The following is a 20,641-nucleotide window of genomic DNA, read 5'->3' on the forward strand; positions in this document are numbered from 1 at the left end:
TTTAGCCATTAATATTGCTACCAATGGCTAAATAAGATATTTGCTTTGTAAATTAACTTTACTGGACTAAGAATGCCATTCGATATAAAATTGAGCAATCATTCAAATTTTATCGCTGTGCTTATTTTTATATGAGATTACAGCTTTTGAGATGGAAAAACTATGTCACGTACCGCACTTTATAACCGTCAGGATGCCTTAGAACGCGCGTTACAGCTTTTTTGGCAAAAAGGCTTTCATGCTACTTCGTTAAAAGACATAGAAGAGGCGCTCGATATGCGTCCAGGAAGCATTTATGCTGCGTTTGGCAGTAAAGATGGATTATTTCAAGAAGCGTTAGACTACTATGCTCGCCTAGGTTTGAGTGAGCTTGAGCGGGTAATGGGCGCTTATCAATCGCCGCTGTTGGGGTTAGCCGCTTTCGTGCGTCAGCTGGGCGGTATTCGTGATAAAGGGCTGCCGAGTCAGGCTTGCATGTTGGTCAAAAGCTTACTGGAGCTTGGTGCTCGTGAGCAGACAGCGCTACAAAAAGTTGAAATGCTGCTGGCAGGTATGGAGCTGCGTTTTATAAATTACTTTACCGAAGCACAGCGGCTGGGTGAGCTTGATAGTAAGTTGGATCCGACTAGGTTAGGTCGTCGCTTGCAGGCTGAAGTGATGGGATTGCGTGCTTTTGCGCAGCGTGATGTCGAGAGTGCAGCGGTGCAAGCGTTGGCTGAAGATATGGCACTCTCTATAGAAGGGCTGCGTATTGATAAGCCTGTTGGCGTGTAGTTCATGTTGACTATTTGCAAATAAGCACTGCTAAAGGGTTATTGCCGATTAAGTAAGGCTGATTGCTAAGATATTTTTGGTATGAAAAAAGGGTTTTAGAGTTACTGTATAGTCTCGGGCTATACAGTAACTCTAAAACCCTTAGCTTTTCTAAAACTCTCAGCTTTGAAGACTAAACCATGACTTCATGGTTTAGTCTGGCATGTCAGCTAACTGCTGCAAAATGCTTTTATAATTTTCAATACCTTGTGCGCCGCTAATTAAATGACGCTCATTGAAAACCATAGAAGGCACACTTTGAATGCCTTGTTGCTGCCAATGCTGCTTTTCTTTTTCTACCGCTGCAGCAAATCGCTGATCTTTTAAGACCGCTAGTGCTTCGCTACGATCCAGTCCAACATCGGCCGCAACATCGGCAAGCACACTATGATCTGATACATTTTGATTATCGACGAAATGTGCGACCAACAATGCTTGCTTTAGCTCGTGCATACGCCCTTGTTGATCGGCCCAATGCAGCAACTGATGCGCATTAAAAGTATTGTAAGTACGAAAGTCATCGGTAAACTGAAAATTAAATCCAGCTTCAGCACCTACTTCTGTCATTCTAGCTCGGTTCTCTTGAACGTCCTCAGCAGTCGTACCGTACTTCTCCATGATATGCTCACGATAGTTTCGTCCTTCGTGCGGTGTATTAGGATTTAACTCAAATGGATGCCAGTGAATCTCGTGTGGAGTGTTGGTTTGTTTTAATGCCTCGGCTAGTTGACTATAGCCGATAGCGCACCAAGGGCAGACCACGTCTGACACGATATCTATTCGTAATGGCTTTTTTAAATTACTCATGGTGGCTCCTTATTTGGTTCTTATATAATTAGACAGCTTTATGCCATTCAAACTTTTGGAAAGGCTTGTCGATTGGCGTGTTGGCCAAATGGTTGGTGTAGTTGCTCATCACTTTTTGAGCCGCTGCAAGAACCACTTCTAAAATCTGACGTTTAGTAAAGCCTGCATCTAAGAACGCTTGCACTGCGTCATCATTTACATTACCACGATCACGAACGACCGATAGCGTAAAGTCGCGTAATGCTTCTAGTTTTTCAGTTGGTAGTGGTGTCTCATTACGTAATGCATCAGTAATGGCGTCATCTACTTTCATGCTTTTGGCGATGCCAGTATGAGCGGGTACACAGTAATGGCACTCATGCTCGACGTTGATGGTTTGCCATACGACCGTGACTTCCTCATCATCGAAACTGCTGTCTAAAAACAACTGATGCAGGCGTTGATAGCCTTCTAATAGCCCAGGTGCTTCAGCCATGACGGCATGTAGGTTAGGTACCATGCCAAACGCTTTGATAGAAACATCAAGCAAGTCTTTGCTTGCTGCTGGGGCTGTGTCTTTGTCGTGTAGAGTAAATTCAGTCATGTGAAAGTCCTTCGGATAATTATTAGTGAATTGTTGTAAAAGTAAGTGTGTAGAAACGACTTGAGAACCTATTATATAGTTGAGTGAATACTCAATTTTATAAGTGAGATTTTCGTGAGTCGCTCAACAACTGCAGCCACTATAATTCATTTTGAGCAATCGTTCAAATAATATTTGAGTGAATGCTCAAGTTTTTTGTAACTTTGACTTACATTCGAAGCTAGGCGACATCACGACAGTTATTTGTTTTTCTTAACCAAGTTATTGCTAAATGGCATTGTTAACAATCCCCATAGCGAGGCATTTTGTTTGGCTGCTGGGTATTCTTTTAGTCCAATATCTAGCTCATTATCAGACTGCTTTGCTTTACCCTTATAACTACCAAAAATCCAATCCCACCAGATGATACTAAAGCCATAGTTTGAGTTGGTCTCACTGACGCGTTGGCTATGGTGAATACGGTGCAAAATCTGGGTCATGAATATTAAGCGTAGCGGTTTTTCAAGCGCAGGTGGCAGGCGAATATTGGCATGGTTAAATATTGCTAAGCCATTTAACGCAATCTCAAATATCAATACGGCGATGGCAGGAACGCCCAACAAGCTGACGGCAACGAGCTTTACTAGAATGCTTAAAATGATTTCAATGGGATGAAATCTAAGCCCTGTACTGGCATCGACATGTGCATCAGCGTGATGGACTTTATGCAAACGCCATAGCATAGGTACGCGGTGAAATAGTCGATGTTGCCAGTAAATGATGATGTCGAGCAATATCAAGCTTAGTATGATGACTAGGATACTTGGCAAATTGATGATATTAAATAAGCCAATCCCATGCTGCTGATTATACAGCGCCACAGCCGTTAGACCGACAGGCACCGCTAGACGAGCAATAACTGACGAGATAAAAACCAAGCCAAAGTTAGCGAACCAGCGTTTGCTGCTTTTGATCGGTGCTTGACGTGCAGGCATGCGCCATTCTATCAGCATCATAATCACTAAAATGCTTAAAAAGAACCCAAGCCGCCACCATACTTCGTTAGTCATTAGCTGCCCCTTAACTTAGTCTACTTATATACTGTTTTTATCTATTTCTAGCTGTTTAAGGGTATGGTAGCCGCCATGGATACGGGTAAAAATCGTAATCGCGCAGGCAGTGGCAAAAATGCTGGCGAGTAATACAAAGTGCTGTGGCCACAGGCAAAAAGCGACAAACAGTGCGATGGTTTCGGTGCCTTCCGTCAAACCATTTAAATAATAAAAACTCTTATATTTAAACTGTGGTTTATCCAGTGTAAACTTTTCCGCAGCAATGGCAAACGCTAAGAAGCTAGAGCCTGTGCCAATAAAGGTCGCGAGTAATAAAGCGCCAGCAATGGCATTCTGTTCAGGGTTTGCCAATATAAATCCCAGCGGGATGGCGGCATAAAATAAAAAGTCGAGCGTAATATCTAAATAGCCGCCTGCGCTAGAGCTTTGCTTTGCATAACGGGCTAAAGCGCCATCAAGACCATCAAAAATACGATTTAATGCAATGGCTGCCAGTGCGCCATACCAAAGCTCAAACGCCAGTAATGGCACCGCTAACATACCGATTAAAAAGCCTGCCACCGTGAGTTGATCAGCCGTAATACCGCGTTTGTGCAAGACAACGACGACAGGGCTTAGTATCGGCTTAATCATGGGCGTAAGAAATTTATCTAGCATGCGCTTGCCTTTTGTATTTCGCTTTGATGTTTAGAATTTAGATCTACAAGTCTAAAAGTATAAGCCTAAAACTACAGGTCTAAATGAATAACTTTACCGTTTGCGGCCTCAGCATCGCTATAATCGTGCGTGACCATGATGGCGGGAAGTTTATGAGTGCGGATTTGCTCAAACACCAGTTGCCGCGTATCTACTCGAAGTTGGGTATCAAGCTTGCTAAAAGGCTCATCAAGTAGTATCGCTTTTGGTGCGCTGAGCAAGGTGCGCAGTAGCGCCACTCTTGCTTGTTGTCCGCCCGATAAATTATCAGGATGGCGATCTCCCATGCCTGCTAGCCCCACTTGTGCCAGCGCTTGTTCTATTTTTTCACGGCGCTGTTTTTTATTGCTGTTTTTATTACTTTTAGGCATCGCAAACGCAATATTACCCGCGACTGATAAATGCGAAAACAGTAGGGCATCTTGATACAGTACCCCAATATGCCGCAGATGCGTCGGCAGATGGCTTACATTTTCATCATTTAACCAGACCTCACCAATAGCGGTAAAACCATTTGGTAAAGTGCCTGTCAGCCAGTTCAATAAGCTTGATTTGCCACTACCAGATGGGCCCATGACAGTCAATATTTCACCACCAGCAATCTGCTCATCTAGGCTGAGTAGTAGCTCGCCTTGTCGATATAACTGCAAGTTTTTTATCTGTAAAGAGGATTGCATCAAGAGCCCTTTATCTGCGTTTTTATAGTGAGTTGTTTTTCAAAATCAGTGCTATTTAAAGTCAGTGCTTTTCAAAACGAATGTATTTCAAAAAACGTTTTAACAGCTGCTATTTTTACCACTTTTAAAGAAGTACTTGGGCAATACCCACGCCAATATAAAACCAATTAATGGTAGCGCCATTTGGATGATGGCATACACCGCACTGGTGCGTCTACTGGCACCATTGGCGAGGGTTACGGCTTCTGTGGTGATGGTGGCGATACGTCCGCCACCTGCCAATAATGTCGGCAAGTATTGGCCAAAGCTAATGGCTAAACCAAGGGCGATAGCAATTAACAGTGGCGCAAACAGTTGTGGTAATTTGACCTGCAAAAACACTTTAGCAGGAGTTGCACCAAGGCTCGCGGCTACATAAGCAAAACGAGGGTCTAGACGCCGATAACTACTGGCAAGCGATAAAAACACATAGGGCAGCACAAAAAGTAGATGGGTAAAAGCCACATTAAAAAACGCCGTTTGATTATTCACCAGTTGCTGTAGCCATACTAAGCCAAATAAAAAAGCAATACTGGGCACTAATAGCGGCAAATAGATAATTAAACTGGTAAATGTTGAAAGTGGCTTTTTACTTAATTGCTCAGCTTCTAAACACAATAAAGTCAGCACAATGGCAAATATAGTACTCACGATACCGATTGTAATGGTATTAAATAGCGGCGTACCCATTTGCGTAAAGGCGCTTTGAAAATGTAATAACACTAACTGCTCTGGCAATACGGCGGGAAAGCGCCAAAAACCAGCCACTGACCACATTACCAGCCCAATGAGCGCTAGCAAGATAAAGCCAATCACCACAGCGGTCAACGCTGCGGTGATTTTTTGCCATAGTGCATCGGCATAGCTGCGCTTGCCATTGACCAACGTACCATTAAAACAAGTTTTTATGATTCTCTCAGCACCAAGCCACAAGGCGATTAAACTGCCCGTCAACGCCAGCTGTAATAATGCGCCCGCCGAGGCTTTTATACGTAAGTTTAAATCCACATCGTTAAACCATTGCATGATAGTAACCGCGAGCGTTGGCGGCGTGTTTGGACCCAATATCAATGGCATCTCTACGCTGGCACTGGCATAGGCCAGCACGGCTAAGATAGGCAAACGTAAAAAAGGATAGAGGATAGGGAGTACCGCTTTAAAAAAGGCAGTAATGGGGTAATAGCCGAGATTTAGCGCGACTTTATACTGCTGACGTAGCTTTTTACCAAGCTCTGGTTGTGCCAAAGCACCTAGCGCCATTAATAATAAAAACGGCAGCTCTTTTAAGGTTAAACCCAAGGTAATGCTGATGCCGTAGGGGTCATGTGGAAATATACCGTCTGGAGCTAATTCCCAGCCACTTAGCCATGGTGATATAAGGCGTGAAAACATACCAGAAGGCGCAATTAAAAAACCAACCGCAATGGCTGCTGCTGCATGAGGAATGACCAAGATTGGACTAAGCAAACGCTCAATACGGGTCAGCCAAACGCTATTAAAAAACGCCGCCAATATCATCAAGGTCATGACAAAAGCGAGTAACGTGCTGATTAATCCAGTAGCGATGCTTAAAGCGACCATTTGAGTAAGACCAGGCGTCTGCCAGAGATCATGAAAGCCTTGTAGACTAACAGTCGTTTGCTCAAGTGCAGGCACCCAGCTAAAGGCAGGTAACAGCACGCACACCAAACCACCTAGTACCGGTAATATCAGTAGCAGCAGTAAAAATGTCGGACTCAAGGAGACGATACGCGTAAATAGATCTGTTTTATAAGGCGCGGTTATGCCAGTAATTGTTGCAGAATGGACTTTTTCCTTTGCCGTTTTATTATTAGTATTTTTACTCATGGGCTAACCCCATAACGCGCTTGCCAGCCTTGCATAATGGCATCAACCCAGCTTGGATGTGGTTCACTCACGGTACGTTTGATGCTATCAAAAGGCAGGGCGCTAGGGTGTGGTTTATTGTCTTTGAATAGCGCTTGTTGTTCAGGATTGAGCGTAGAGAGAACAAGTACGGTTTTATCACCCCATATATCAGGGGTTTGCTTTTTGGCCTGTGCTTCTGGGCTCATCAAAAAGTTTGCCACTAGCTGTGCGGCTTGCGGATGGCTGGCGTTATAAGGAATGGCCACAAAATGGGTGTTACTTAAGCTGCCATCACTCATGGCATAGCTACGAATGCTCTCGGGTAAATCATAACGCTGCACGGCCGCTGGTACTTCAGGTGCAGAAAAAGTAAAGGCCAGACTCAGCTCGGTATCATCGACCAAGCGCCGCATGTGTGCGCCCGTTTGCACAAATTGCTCACCCTTACGCCATAGAGTGGGATGTAAGTCATCTAAAAATGCCCATAAAGGGGCTAATACCATATCTGTATTTTGCTCAGTGGCTGGCAGGTTGAGCTGTGCCTTGATGTTTTTGCCTATCTTAGCATCCTGATTTTCGTGCAGCATGACTAAGGCATACTTTAAAAAGCTCATTCCTAAAAAGTCAGGTGGCTTTGGATAGCTAAAACGCCCGGGGTTTTGCGCTGTCCAATTGACTAGCTCATTTAAAGTGGTTGGTGGCTTGTCAGTTGATAAGCTGTCGTAATAAAAGGTCAACGCAGCTTGTCCCCATGGCGCTTCCATGCCGTTGGTCGGCACACCAAAATCAAAGTTAACCGCAGGATTGTTCTCTGGATCGGTCAAGGCAAAGTTAGGGAGCTTATTCGCCCATTGTTTGAGTAATAATGAATTCTCACTCATGGTGGCAAAGTTTGCGCCATTTATCCAGATGAGATCAACGCTGCCTTTATCGTTGTTATTGGCAGATTTTTCTGCAAGTACACGGCTAACGGCTTCACTGGTGTCGCTCAATTTCACATGAACCAAGTTAATATTATATTTATCATCGACTTGCTTGGCAGCCCACTGTAGATAGGCGTTGATCTGTGGATCACCGCCCCATGCATAAAAGTAGACGTCTTGGTTTTCCCCTTGCGCCTCTATTTGCTGCCAAGATGATAAATTTTGATTAAGGTTACCAGTAGTGGGTGAGGCAGTGCTTGCTGATATACCAACACAAATGCTAAGCACCATAGCATAGGCGCTATAGCGGCTTAGGTTTTTTAACGCGGTCAAAGCGGGCAGAGATTTGATAACGTACATTTAAGTTTCCGTTATGATGATATGTTTTTAGCGCAGTGAATAAAAACCCAGCTAACCTCGACGCCATGTATGGTATTTCTCAAGCCAGTTTAATATCGTTTCGGGCGCATGATTACGTTTCCATTCACCAGCCGCGTATTTATTAGCCTCTGCCCACGTTGGATACATATGGATAGTGCCAAGTATTTTATTCAGCCCTAAACCGTGCTTCATCGCCAGTATGAATTCTGGCATTAAATCCCCAGCATGTTCAGCGACGATGGTCACGCCAAGTATTTTATCTTTGCCTTTAGGGGTAATGACTTTGATAAAACCATGATTGGCACTTTCCGTCACCGCGCGATCTAAATCTTTAAAGTCGTAGCGGGTAATTTCAAAATCGATGCCTTTTTCAATAGCTTCTTGCTCATTTAAGCCCACGCGTGCGACTTCTGGATCGATAAAGGTCGTCCACGGAATCACGCGGTAATCTACTTTAAATTTCTTTAGATGTCCAAATAAACCATTTACGGCAGCGTACCATGCCTGATGGGAGGCCACATGGGTAAATTGATAAGGACCAGCGACATCACCAGCGGCGTAGATATTAGGGTAAAGGGTTTCTAAATAGTCATCGGTATCAATCGTACGCTCCGTTTCGATGCCCAAATCTTCAAGACCATATCCTTCTAAGCGGGCACTACGTCCAACGGCACAAAGCAATTCGTCATATTCAATAGCGATTTCTTGCTTGTTCTGACGGTCTTGCTTAACGGTACTGTCGCCTTGCACTTCAACGATAATGAACTTTTTACCATCGCGAGTTTCACAGCGAATCGCTTGATGCGAGGTTAAAACGTTTACGCCGCTCTCAATGAGGACTTTCTGCGCAAATTCTGAGACTTCCACGTCTTCTTTTTTCATGAGACGCGCGCTTCTTTCGATCTGGGTGACATTTGAGCCTAAGCGTGCAAAAGCTTGTGCCAGCTCAGAGCCGATTGGTCCGCCGCCAAGGACGACCAGCTTTTTCGGCGCTTCTTCTAATTCGGAAAATTTATTCCATATGGTATCGCTGGTCACGTAGCCCGTTTCTTCCAAACCCGGCAAATCTGGGATAAATGGGCGCGCACCAGTAGCGATAACGATGGAACGTGCGGTTAGAGTTTGCGTGCCGCCATCGTTTAGCGCAATCTCTACCGTCCACGGGTCGATGAATTTGGCATAACCTTTTAATACTTCGACACCCAAGTCCGTATAACGCTCGACGCTGTCGTTTGGGGCGATGTCAGCGATGACTTTATGGATGCGGGTCATGACGTTCTTAAATGAAAATTCTGGTGGGGTATTTTCCAAGCCATAACGCTCACCATTGCGCATTTGTTCTGCCACTTTTGCGCTTTTAATCAGTGCTTTACTGGGTACACAGCCATAGTTTAAGCAGTCACCGCCCATCTCGCCCGCTTCGATTAAGGTTACTTTTGCTCGGACGGTCGCCGCGATATAGCTAGTGACTAGCCCGCCAGCACCTGCGCCAATCACGATCATGTTCCGATCGAATTTTTTAGGTTTGCTATAGTTTTTATAGACGCGGCGTTTTTTTAGCATATTTAATATGCCTTTTGCTATTAATGGGAAGAAACCTAACAACGCAAATGAGACAATCAAATTAAACGATAAAATCCCCGACAAACTGTCAATTTGCGCCAATTGCGTACCAGCATTGACATATACGAAGGTGCCAGCGAGCATACCGATTTGGCTTACCCAGTAGAATGTCCTCGCTTTAATCGCGGTGACACCCATCAATAGGTTAATCAAAAAGAAAGGAAATATCGGCACTAAGCGTAGGGTAAATAAGTAAAATCCGCCTTCTTTTTCGACGCCAGCATCAATGGCTGCTAAGCGCTCAGGAAAGCGCTGTTTAATCGTATCACGCAGTAAATAACGTGAGGTTAGAAAGGCGAGTGTCGCACCAATACTTGAGGCAAATGAGGCGACCAGTAACCCTTGCCATAAACCAAATAATGCACCAGCTGCCAGAGTCAAAATAGCGGCACCCGGTAAGGATAGGGCGGTGACGACGACATAAAGTAAAAAGAATCCACCGATAATCAATAATGGTGATTGCGCTTTGTAGTCGTTAAATTGCGTCATCGACCCTTTTAAACCGTCAAGCGTCAATAATTGATTGAGGTCAAAGTAGAAAAAGCTTGCTGCTAATATTAATATTAACAGTATTAACAATATTCTTTTAATCATAAAATATCCGGCTAATTAGTAGAGCGAAGGCTAAAGTCATCGTCATTCTTTTATGATTAAGAACCTTGACCATGTTAGTGGTAATGACAAGTTAGTGGTAACGACAATTGCGTTAAGTTTTTTGCATGGTTTGTGCATTTATATACAATAAAACAGCTCACTCAGTAGTCTTCATAGTATAGAGCTTGAGTTTCGTAGGCTAGTATTTATATTCTTGCATGTTCAATCCAGCCCAATCTAACGACAAACATGACTGATGTTTAGGCTAAAGAAACTTTTTTGCCCAAGGTTAAGGTATCCCAATCTCTCATTAAGAAAAGCGCCAAACACGCAGCCAACATCGGCCATGCTGCAAAGAACAACAAGTTATCAAAAGGCTTGAGGTATAAGCCGAAGGTTGAGAACGTCGAAATCGCATGAAGTAGCAAGATGATGGCGTAAGTCCAAGTTTTGAATAATCCTGTGACAAACAATAGAATGAGGATGAATTGAGCCGCGCCAATGACATAAAACACGGTGTCGCCTATACTTTCAAAACCATAAAAACTAGAAAAAACGCCTGCGGCATGATCAGGATTAATCAGCTTATCTAAAGTCCAGACTAAAAAAACAATGAAAATACCCAGTCGAAGCAATAACAGTGAAAGAGGGAGATGTTTTGGCATAAGTTATTTCTTCTTAATAAGCGTTAAAAGTGAGTGCAAAAGAGCTTAGCAAGTCTAATTAATGAAATATATGGCAATGACTACTATTGTCAGGCAGTAAGCATGAATAAAGTGTTTATTTTGAGTGATTACTCAAAATTAGATAAAATACTAACGCTCAGTAGGTCAATAAACCGCATTGTAGTTGTTATTGAATGGTTGTTCGAGTTCGTAGCCTCAAGCATGCTACTGTTCGAGAGTATCGTTACGTTTTTCAACCAAAGCAGCAATGCTAGGTTAAAGGTGGTCGCTTTTCGTACAATAAAAAGCCCTTCATAGACTGATATAGTTCATGAAAGGCTTTTGGCTGACATCATAAGTGTGGTGAAATTGAACGGTTACCACATCAAGTCGTCTGGAATCACATAGGCGGCATAAGGATCATCTTCTGCTAGTACTTCTTCTGATGTATCGTTAGACACGACCATGAAGCCCTCCATTTTTGCATCGATGCGATCTGCCAACGGACGAGGAAGTAGGGCATAGCCTTCTTCTAGTCGTGCAATCACCACATGACCGGCGACGATTTGGTCATATAGTTTTTGAGTGACAAAGATTTTTTTAACCTTAGCATTATCGACAAATTGATAATTAAAATCGCCATTGGTATCGGCAATCTGATGCTGCTTAATCATCTGTACGATATTGGCCTTGAGCATCTTCTCTTCTAAAATACGTTGCTTTTCTTGATTGAGCTTTTGATCTTTCTCTAGTTTTTTCGCTTGGGCTTCTGCCAACGCTTTTTTCGCTTGCATGCTTTCTGAGTCACCAGTACGCTTGGCATGCTGAGTCTGCTTGCTGATTTTCTTGGCTTTTTTGCTATCCACCAATCCCGCTTTTAACAACTGAGCCTGTAGGGCATTTTTTGCCATAATTCCATCACCTAGATAAGGATACTTAAATCATAAATGCTAAAAAACCATTGTAGCAAAATTCGCTACGGCATGTTGTTAGACGATGACAAGACTTTTTTTAATTATGGTAGAAGTGGGCACACATCGCTGGCTGAAGCCGTTTAAATTGGTTATTATCAAGGCAATGGATACGCTTTTTTTGCCGTTACATTTTTTGGTAACTATGTTCATTGGTAACTATGTTCATTGGTAACCATGTTTTTCGGTGACCATATTTATAGTGGGTATAGAAAGCTGTATAGGGTTAAATCGTTAAATTTAAGGACGGAATATGACAACATCACAGCACATTTTAGCCTGTATAGACGGCTCGGCAGTGACTGAATCGGTTTGTGACTATGCAGCATGGTATGCCAGTAAGTTAAATTTACCCGTAGCGTTGTTGCATGTGAGTGAGGTTCCAGCCTCGACCAGACGCGATTTGTCAGGCGCAATAGGAGTCAATAGCCGCCAGTTTTTATTGGAGGAATTGACACAGTTAGACGAGCAAAGAGCGAAGGTGGTGAACAGTTATAGCAATGCTTTGGTACAAGATGCAAAAAGCCATATTCAAGGTAACTTTACTCAGGTCGATATTCGTATCTATCAACGTCGCGGCAAGCTGTTACCTGCCATTGAGCATTTTAAAGCAGAAAATCGTGCCATCGTCATGGGACGCCGAGGTGAAGATCACAAAAGCAGCCGTATTAATATCGGTAGCCAAATCGAAACCGTTGCCCGCGCATCTGACGTTCCTATATTGATTTGCTCAGAGACGTTCAAAGAGCCTAGCTCATATATGATAGCTTTTGATGGTAGTAAAACGGCTATTAAAGCAGCATGGATGGTTGCGAGGAGTCCTGTATTAAAAGGATTACAAGGTCATATCGTCATGATAGGCAATCATAACGACGCGTCAAAACAAAGCTTAAGCGCCGCAGCGGCACAATTGGAGGACGCAGGTTTTAGCGTCGCGGCACATCATTTATCTGCCTCCGATGCCGTCGACGGCTTGTTAAGGTTTCAGATAGAAAACAACATTGATATCATGGTAGTGGGTGCTTATGGACATTCGAAATTGCAACAATTATTTCTTGGTAGTACCACGACAGAAATTATCGCCAGCACGCTATCTCCTGTGATTTTATTACGTTGAAAACTCGGTAAGGTTTATAATAGCGAGGTGCAATCATTGCGCCTTTAGCTGTCGATAACGTTCAGTGAGCATATCTGACGTTTGCTAAAGGATCATCTCATCATACTATTTTTGGACATGGTTTATGCTTATTAATGCAGACTTTACTCGCCGCGCTGCCCTTATACCTGAGCAACACCAGTGGATTAAGTCACCACAAAATGGGGTAGAGCGCGTGATGCTTGACCGTGTGGGTGCAGAAAAAGCACGTGCCACTAGCCTTGTACGCTATGCGCCCAATTCTTATTTTCCGCATCATCTACATCCGGGTGGTGAAGAGATTTTAGTATTGTCAGGTACTTTTTCTGCAGATGACAAACATTACCCAGCAGGTTGGTATTTGCGCAATCCACCGACCTCAGGACACAAGCCCTATAGTGATGAAGGCGCAGTGATTTTCGTCAAGCTACGCCAAATGCCAACTGATGAACCTCATTATGTGGCTATCGATACTAAAGATAAGGCTCATTGGCAACAGCAGGGCAGCCGTGATGTTTGTCCTCTATTCTCAGGTGATAATGAGCAAGTGAGTTTGCAGCGTATCAAGGCAGGCGAGTTACTGTTTAATGAGGCAGTCTGTGGCGGTGCAGAAATACTGGTATTAGCAGGCGAGTTGATAGATGAGGGTCAAGTTTATCAGCGCGGCGGCTGGATACGTCTGCCAGCAGGTGAGCATGCGCAAATACAGGCAGGATCTGAAGGAGCTACAGTGTATCTCAAGACAGGGCATTTAATGCAAGTGATAGGGTTGTAAGGGTAGTGATCACATTTTATGAGCAGCTCACCAGCTGCTCATATTCTACAATGTCACTATATTTTGTCACCATACTTTTATTTAGCCAACAAAAGTATATAAGCAGTGGGGTAATGATTAGTAATGCAAAATTTATCAATCATTATTTAAACCGCTTTCAAAATAGTTCAAAAATACAAAACGTCATTGCTCATCATTCTATACTTTGCGCATCCTCTCGTTTGACAATTTTATGCTGGTCTTCTGTACTATCGACTTTCCAATAGCTAGATATGTACAAATGCGTTTTTGGTATTGGGCGATCTACCTTAAAATAATGGCGTAGGGCGCGCATACTATGGAACTCGCAAGCTGCCCAAACAGCAGGTTGTCCTATTAGCCACGTAAGCGTTTTAATGCGATCAAGTAATGGGCTGCTTTGTTCATTTGGATGTGCGTTTATCACCCAATGAATGTCAACGTTGTCTGGCTTCTTGAGTAGTTGCTTATCTGCTTCAGTGGTAATCTCAAGGACTGCATAGCCGTGTGCGTCAGCAGGTAGCTGGGCAAGATTGACGGTAATCGCCGGCAGCGCTGTCATATCACCGATCAATAAAAACCAATCAGCCTCATTGTTAATCAGCTTCTTTGGTCCAGGGCCGCCTACCAATATTTGCTCGCCCACTTGGGCGTTACGTGCCCATGCTGAAGCAGGGCCTTCTGTCTCGTGCAACGCAAAATCGACATCTATTTCGTCATCACGTTGAAGGCTGACGGTATAGGTGCGCATCAATGGTCGAGTGTCATCGCCTTGAGGGAATATCAGCTTAATGTACGCGCTTTCTTGATCTGCCGGAAAATCAGTCAGTCCAGCACCGCCAAGCGTGACACGGCACATATGTGGGGTGAGGTATTTACTGCCAATTACATCTAGCATTCTTGGGGTAGGTTTTGCCATATTAATACTTTCCTTCATTTAACTATTCGATAGTTTAGGTCATCATTTGAGATGAGACCACTCTATAAGATTGATATTCTCTAGTAATGGTAAGTTCTACATTGCCTAAAAATTGGCTTTTAGGCTGACGGACATTTGGCGCTCAGGTCCCATCCAGCAATTGTTAATATCATAACAAGCGCCGACATAGGTCTTATCAAAGAGATTGTTGATACTCGCGCCGACAGTGAGCATCGGATTGATTTGATAATTACCGCCAATATCTACCAAAGTCACGCTTGGTAATTCGTCTGAGTTTTGCTTATCAAGTTGCATACCGCCTTCATAGCGCACGCCAGCGTTGAGACTGAGCTTGTCAGTAGCGTAATAATCTGCCCACAATGTTGCCTTGTGCTTAGCCGTTTGCGCAGGGGTATTGCCAACCAAATCAGGGTTGAATTCATCTTCTGTAATTTCAGCATCGGTATAGCTATAACTGGCGGCAATATCTACCCAGTCGTTAAGCATGTGGCTGCCTGAGACTTCAAAGCCTTTGGAGGTAATTTCACCCGTTTGTGTTTGACTTCTATAGTTAATTTCGTCAGCCACCACGACGTTTTTTTGAGTGATATCAAATACTGCTAATGTTCCTTGCGTGGCGCGATTGGCAGAGAGATATTTGACACCAGCCTCTAGCTGATCGGCAGTCGTTGGCTTAAATGGCGCATTGGTAATAAAGTTACTACCGACCACTGGCTGAAACGACTGAGAATAACTAGCATAAGGAGATAGCCCATTATCAAAGTCATAGATAGCTGCGAGACGACCACTGGTTTTCGAGGCATCATTGTCAATGGTTCTATCACTATAGATGGCACCTTCAGAAGCCTTGGTTTGCTTAGTGATACTATCAAAGTTATCATGACGTAAGCCTGCTACTACTATCAAATCTTGCCATTTCATTTCATCTTGTATATAAAAACCAAGCTGGCTTTGTTCAATGTTTTCATTTTGACGATAAGCCTCTAAAGGCAACGTATCGGCATTTATTTGTGAGTAATCTGGATTGGATAAGTCAAGATTTGGCGTGCCATTTGCGCCAGCATCATAATAAGTGGCGGTACTGTCTGTCTCTTGATACTCAATACCAAATAATAAATTGTGCGAGGTACTGGTAGTATCTAACTGATAAGCAAGCTGGTTGTCCGTGGTCCAGTTGTTCATACTTTCATCGGTGGTGTAGGCCACGCGATTTAGTATCTTATCACTACCACTTACAAACCCGCTGTTGTACATATTACGCTGCTGCGCGTCGGCGTCGGTATAGCGCAGAATGTGCTTGAACGTCAACTTATCATTGATGTCCCAGTTTATGGTAACACTTGGCATGAGTACTTCTTTGCTGAAGTGATTCCACTCATCGCCGGCATAGGCATCACTGCCCAGTTTGCCATAGCTGGCATGGTAGACAGTGCCAACGGCAGGCAGTGGGGTGGAAGGCACCATTTCCGGATCATCTTGATAAAACAGATTGGCAAGAACGGACACATCTTCTGTCGGTTGCCATTGCAGTGACGGATTGATCAGTGTGCGCTCTTCTTCTGTGGTCTGCATCTGCCCGTCTTTTTGTCGTTTTAACGCCACCAAACGATAATTGAGCGTATCTGTGATAGGTCCTGTCGTATCGACCGCCACTTCTTTTAGGTTTTGATTACCCACTCGCAACTGTACCTCAGATGCTTGAGTGCTTTTTGGGGTTTTGGCGACTTGATTGACCATGCCACCTGGAGATGCATAGCCATAGAGTGAGGATGCGGGCCCTTTGACCACTTCGACTGCTTCTGTTGCGTAGATATCGACTTGCGGCATCAGATTCCAAGCCCCATCGTAGGGCAGTCTTAATCCATCGTAAAAATTGGAGTAAGTTTTAAAACCGCGAATATTGTATTCATCAAAGATGGATACGGTACCGCGACTCTCAGTACTCACCCCTGGCTCATAACGTAACGCTGCATTGACACTGTCTGCTTGACGTTTTTGTAACAGCGCTTGATCGATTCTCGTATAGCTCATGGGTGCATCATTGGGATCTAACGCTGTTTTGGTGCCTGTACTACGATAGTTGTCGGCATAGACAGTAATGGTATCCAAGGTGGTCGATGGTGTCACAGTCTCATTATTATTAACATCACTACCAACATCATTATCGACGTCGTTCTCAACACTGTTTTCGATGTTATTCGGCATCGTCTCAGCATAAGCTGCGTGGCTCAAACCCATTGCCAATCCCAATTGCACCGCGAGAGTTAAACGTTTTTGACGAATGGATGTAGACGTTGAGATAAAACGCATCATATTTCCTTGTAAGTTATCAAATGCCGAAAGCGAAAGAAAAGGAATAATAACATTAATGATTATCATTATCATTAAAAATTTACAAACAAAGCGTTCTTAGTAAGATGTCGAGTGAAGTAGCCTCATTTTTAGCCATTAAGATGACTATGATGCAAACATGAAAATTGAAGAAACGCCTTAATATGACGATAATTTTTGACTATAAGCAATGGTGTTTACAAGGCTTTTCTCGTATGATGCAGCCGTCTATTTGGAATCAACTTTTAGATCAACAGACAGACAGGATTTATTACTACTATTAATAGGTCTAGGTCGTTCATTGAGCAACCAAAGATTGTTAAAGGTCATATTTATGAACAGACATACAAGTCAATCAACCAATACTCAACGCTATTTTACGGTATGGCGTTGGCATTTTTATGCGGGAATGTTTATAGCACCTTTCCTAATTATCCTAGCTTGCAGCGCACTTGGCATGCTGTTGATGTCTAACATAGCAGGTCGTGATGACGATCGCCTCACCATTACCACCCCAGAGTCGGCGATGACGGCATTAATTACTGCCCCTATTTCTACGCAAGCTAAAAACGCGTTGAACACTTTATCTAACAGCACGCTGGTGAAATATATCGCGCCTCGTGATACGGGCACCGTTGCCTTGTTTCAAGTTAAGTCAGCCAGTCATGAGAATATGGTGGCGGTGAATCCTTATACGGCTGATATCGTCAAAAGCACACCGACTAATAGTGGTCTGTACTATACCTTTAATGATATTCATGCTGATTTACTATTGGGCAAAGTCGGTGATTATATCCAAGAAACCACTGCCTCATTAACCATCTTAATGATTCTAACGGGTTGGTATTTGTGGTGGCAAAAACGCAAATCACTCAAAGCCATGCTTATACCCAATGATGCTGTAAATAATAAGAAAAAACGCTCATTCATACGTACCATTCATGCGACATTGGGCAGTTGGATATCTGTGTTGCTACTGTTTTTCTGTATTTCAGGAATGGCATGGGCAGGCATCTGGGGCGAGCGAGTCGTGCAGGCATGGAGTCAGTTTCCTGCGGGCAAATGGGGCGTTGCGCCAATGCCGCTTTCTATTGATCACAGTCAACATCATGTTGGTATGGATATGAATAACGCTGAAGCCACGCCGCACGTTCATGGAGCAACACCAGCCACAGCACCCACCCATGGTGATGCACTAAATACGGGTAGTACCAAAGATGTGCCTTGGGTGCTTGAATTGACACCAATGCCAACATCTGGCACTGTCGCTGGCAAGGATGGTATCGCGTCCAATATACCGATTATGATCGATACTGTAGATCGATTTGCCCGTGAGATTGGTATTGTCGGACGTTACCAATTAAATCTGCCACAGGGTAATACGGGCGTCTGGACGATTAGCCAAGACTCAATGAGCTATGATATGAAAAATCCAATGGCTGATCGTACGGTACATATCGATCGTTATTCGGGCAATATTTTGGCAGATATCCGCTTTGATGATTATAATGCTTTTGGTAAATTTATGGCGGCGGGCATTGCTATTCATATGGGGACGCTTGGATGGTGGAGCGTATTGGTCAATGTCCTATTTTGCTTATCGGTTATTGCTATTTGTGTGAGCGGTTACATTATGTGGTGGCAACGCCGTCCACGTCATGCCAGTGAAAAGGTTGGACTAAATCCACCAGCGCGTGGTCTCAGTTTTTCTATATGGTGGCCGTTTGCCATTCCTTTGTTAGCAGTGGCAATCATATTCCCGACCGCCATCATCGCGATTGTCGCTATCGGATTACTAGATTTCTTAGTCATTTCACGGGTTGGTTTTTTACAGAAATTATTATTTTAAAATTAAATAAAATAAGAGAGCCATTCAAAAAGTCATTCTTATTTACACAAAATCAGGGCAACTTTCTAAAAGATGCCCTGATTTTTTATTGCTCGCCATTAACTTTTTACTAAGCCAGTATTTACGCCAACATAGCAATGGCATCGGCACTAGCACGTTGACGCTCTTCAGCATTTAACTCAATCAATCGGCCTTCTTTCATCAGTAATAATCGATCTGCATGCTCAAAGTAACCGTCATCATGACTGATGATAAACAGCGTTTTACCCAAGGCTTTGAGTTCAGGTATCAGTGTTTGATAAAACACTCGGCGAAAGGCAGGATCTTGGTCAGCCGCCCATTCATCGAGTAGCAGTATGTCTTTTTGTTCAGCCACGGCAATGAGCATGGCCAAGCGCTTGCGTTGTCCTTGTGATAGCTTGTCGGTCGATAATTGGTTGTCAGTCACGCTGACTTTATCTTGTAAATTCAATTTATGCAGCCATGTATTTACGAGCGCTTCATCGGGTTGCTGTCTCTCTCTACCAATCAGCTGTTTAAAAAGATGCTGATCGCTAAAAATGGCAGAAAAAAGCTGTCGGTAATCGGCGTTGTTTTCTGAGTCAACGAGCTGGCTGTCTATTTTTACAGCACCGATGCTAGGGGTGAAAATGCCTGTAATAATCTTGGCAAGCGTAGATTTACCGCTACCATTCGCCCCGATTAAAAACACCACATCGCCACGTTGCAAAGTCAGATTAACCGATTTTAGGATATCGCTAGCATGCTCATTTTCTTTGACCACTAGCTCATTTGCATCGGTATTAATACTTGCATAGCGATAGCCAATATCATTGAACGATATGGACTGCCAGTTGTTGACCACAATATCCGTTGTAAAGGTTGATTGGTACTCCGCCAATTCTAAAGATTGTATTTTATCCAGCGCCACTTGTGCCGTTTGTAAGGTCGGATACGCGCCGACGGCATGGAGGATGGGTGATTGCATGAATAGAATGGTTAAAGAGAAAGTGGTGGCAATACCCATTGGAATAGTAAGATAATTTGACACGGCAAACACCACACCAATGGCTGCGAACATCATAATATTCGACCAATTCACGGCGGATAAATGATACGTATCCGATTTAATCACTCGATTTTGATAAGACTTGGCATGATTTAAAAAATCATGTTTGTAGAGTTTTTCAGCGCGGTGTTGATTAAGCGCCAGCTCTTTGCGACCATCTATAATGGATTGATAGTCCTCATATAAAAGATCATTGATCTCTCTGAGCTCTCTTAAATGAGTATAGACATGCTTCACTAAAATGGTGCTTATCCAAATCGTCATCGCAATCCAAAACATGACAATCAATAATAATGGCAGCGACAACCAGCCTAAATAAAGGGCGACACCAACCGATAAAATAACGCCTTGCACCAGTTCTGGCATACGCACAAAGGCGACGGTAATCGATTGAATATCTGAGGATAAGCTGGCGAGTAACCGTGCGCTACCCAAATGATCTATTTGCGGAACTTTGGTATCGATGATTTGTTTGACCAGCTTGGTTCTAAGCTCGTAGACGAACTGATGCCCCAAACGGGTCAGTGCATATTGTGATACGAAGGTCGTGACTAATAGCAGCAGCACCAAAGCTGAAAATTGACCCAAGCTTGCCCACGATAAGGTATTAAAAACAGGCTGACTGATAAAGGTGTGATTGATATAGGCAATGATGCCCACACTGACCGCCGCATTCACCAAATTAAGGAAAATAACTTTAAGAAAGGGCAGGCGATAGTGTGCCCAAATCATCTGATATAAAGAAACGGTGGCGTGAGAGGACATAATGGCTCAATAATAGAATGGTTTTTTGCGTATTTTTGATAACATAAAAGGGAGTAGGTGGTGCCT

The 20,641-nt window shown here is 43.5% G+C and carries 17 protein-coding genes; 4 read left to right on the forward strand and 13 right to left on the reverse strand.

Annotated features, from left to right (window positions below):
• Nucleotides 1-162 precede the first annotated feature (162 nt).
• Complete coding sequence (locus INT03_RS09715) at nt 163-774, forward strand: TetR/AcrR family transcriptional regulator (protein WP_193008790.1); 612 nt, start codon at nt 163-165, stop codon at nt 772-774.
• Between the two features lie 192 nt (nt 775-966).
• Here INT03_RS09715 and INT03_RS09720 read toward each other — a convergent pair whose 3' ends face one another.
• The 10 genes from INT03_RS09720 to INT03_RS09765 form a co-directional block, all read right to left on the reverse strand.
• Nucleotides 967-1,620 (reverse strand): DsbA family protein, encoded by a 654-nt coding sequence (locus INT03_RS09720; RefSeq protein WP_193008791.1) that lies wholly within the window; start codon nt 1,618-1,620, stop codon nt 967-969.
• Between the two features lie 28 nt (nt 1,621-1,648).
• Entirely contained in the window at nt 1,649-2,203 is a 555-nt protein-coding gene (locus INT03_RS09725) for a carboxymuconolactone decarboxylase family protein (RefSeq protein ID WP_193008792.1), read from the reverse strand.
• Nucleotides 2,204-2,442: 239 nt separating this feature from the next.
• Nucleotides 2,443-3,252, reverse strand: coding sequence for a sterol desaturase family protein (locus INT03_RS09730; RefSeq protein ID WP_193008793.1), 810 nt, complete (start codon nt 3,250-3,252; stop codon nt 2,443-2,445).
• 24 nt (nt 3,253-3,276) lie between these two features.
• Nucleotides 3,277-3,912 (reverse strand): CDP-alcohol phosphatidyltransferase family protein, encoded by a 636-nt coding sequence (locus INT03_RS09735; protein ID WP_193008794.1) that lies wholly within the window; start codon nt 3,910-3,912, stop codon nt 3,277-3,279.
• 71 nt (nt 3,913-3,983) lie between these two features.
• Nucleotides 3,984-4,628 carry an ATP-binding cassette domain-containing protein gene (locus INT03_RS09740; protein WP_193008795.1) on the reverse strand — a complete coding sequence of 215 codons (645 nt, stop codon included), beginning with the start codon at nt 4,626-4,628 and terminating at the stop codon, nt 3,984-3,986.
• Nucleotides 4,629-4,727: 99 nt separating this feature from the next.
• The gene (locus tag INT03_RS09745; protein WP_226950305.1) at nt 4,728-6,515 is read right to left on the reverse strand and encodes an ABC transporter permease; all 1,788 of its coding nucleotides are present in this window, start codon (nt 6,513-6,515) and stop codon (nt 4,728-4,730) included.
• Complete coding sequence (locus tag INT03_RS09750; RefSeq protein ID WP_193008796.1) at nt 6,512-7,819, reverse strand: ABC transporter substrate-binding protein; 1,308 nt, start codon at nt 7,817-7,819, stop codon at nt 6,512-6,514. The genes INT03_RS09745 and INT03_RS09750 overlap by 4 nt, the downstream gene beginning before the upstream one ends.
• 51 nt (nt 7,820-7,870) lie before the next feature.
• A complete protein-coding gene (locus tag INT03_RS09755; protein ID WP_193008797.1) occupies nt 7,871-10,057 on the reverse strand; it encodes an FAD-dependent oxidoreductase in 2,187 nt (728 codons plus the stop codon).
• Between the two features lie 260 nt (nt 10,058-10,317).
• A complete protein-coding gene (locus INT03_RS09760) occupies nt 10,318-10,722 on the reverse strand; it encodes a hypothetical protein (RefSeq protein ID WP_193008798.1) in 405 nt (134 codons plus the stop codon).
• Between the two features lie 377 nt (nt 10,723-11,099).
• Complete coding sequence (locus INT03_RS09765; RefSeq protein WP_193008799.1) at nt 11,100-11,633, reverse strand: DUF2058 domain-containing protein; 534 nt, start codon at nt 11,631-11,633, stop codon at nt 11,100-11,102.
• Between the two features lie 313 nt (nt 11,634-11,946).
• Between INT03_RS09765 and INT03_RS09770 the strand changes: the two genes are divergently transcribed.
• Together INT03_RS09770 and INT03_RS09775 are read left to right on the forward strand one after the other, a co-directional pair.
• Nucleotides 11,947-12,810: a universal stress protein gene (locus tag INT03_RS09770; protein ID WP_193008800.1), complete on the forward strand. Its 864-nt coding sequence runs from the start codon at nt 11,947-11,949 to the stop codon at nt 12,808-12,810.
• 124 nt (nt 12,811-12,934) lie between these two features.
• Nucleotides 12,935-13,603 carry a cupin domain-containing protein gene (locus INT03_RS09775; protein WP_193008801.1) on the forward strand — a complete coding sequence of 223 codons (669 nt, stop codon included), beginning with the start codon at nt 12,935-12,937 and terminating at the stop codon, nt 13,601-13,603.
• A gap of 193 nt (nt 13,604-13,796) precedes the next feature.
• Here INT03_RS09775 and INT03_RS09780 read toward each other — a convergent pair whose 3' ends face one another.
• Nucleotides 13,797-14,540 (reverse strand): siderophore-interacting protein, encoded by a 744-nt coding sequence (locus INT03_RS09780; protein ID WP_193008802.1) that lies wholly within the window; start codon nt 14,538-14,540, stop codon nt 13,797-13,799.
• 105 nt (nt 14,541-14,645) lie between these two features.
• The gene (locus tag INT03_RS09785; RefSeq protein ID WP_193008803.1) at nt 14,646-16,871 is read right to left on the reverse strand and encodes a TonB-dependent siderophore receptor; all 2,226 of its coding nucleotides are present in this window, start codon (nt 16,869-16,871) and stop codon (nt 14,646-14,648) included.
• A 355-nt stretch (nt 16,872-17,226) separates the two neighbouring features.
• Between INT03_RS09785 and INT03_RS09790 the strand changes: the two genes are divergently transcribed.
• On the forward strand, nt 17,227-18,741 hold the full coding sequence (locus INT03_RS09790) for a PepSY-associated TM helix domain-containing protein (protein ID WP_193008804.1): 1,515 nt from the start codon (nt 17,227-17,229) through the stop codon (nt 18,739-18,741).
• A 121-nt stretch (nt 18,742-18,862) separates the two neighbouring features.
• On the opposite strand, the gene INT03_RS09795 is transcribed toward INT03_RS09790, so the two are convergent.
• Nucleotides 18,863-20,575, reverse strand: coding sequence for a multidrug ABC transporter permease/ATP-binding protein (locus INT03_RS09795; RefSeq protein ID WP_193008805.1), 1,713 nt, complete (start codon nt 20,573-20,575; stop codon nt 18,863-18,865).
• Between the last annotated feature and the right edge of the window lie 66 nt (nt 20,576-20,641).

Origin of the sequence: Psychrobacter sp. PG1, from assembly GCF_014897815.1 — a bacterium.
GTDB lineage: Bacteria > Pseudomonadota > Gammaproteobacteria > Pseudomonadales > Moraxellaceae > Psychrobacter.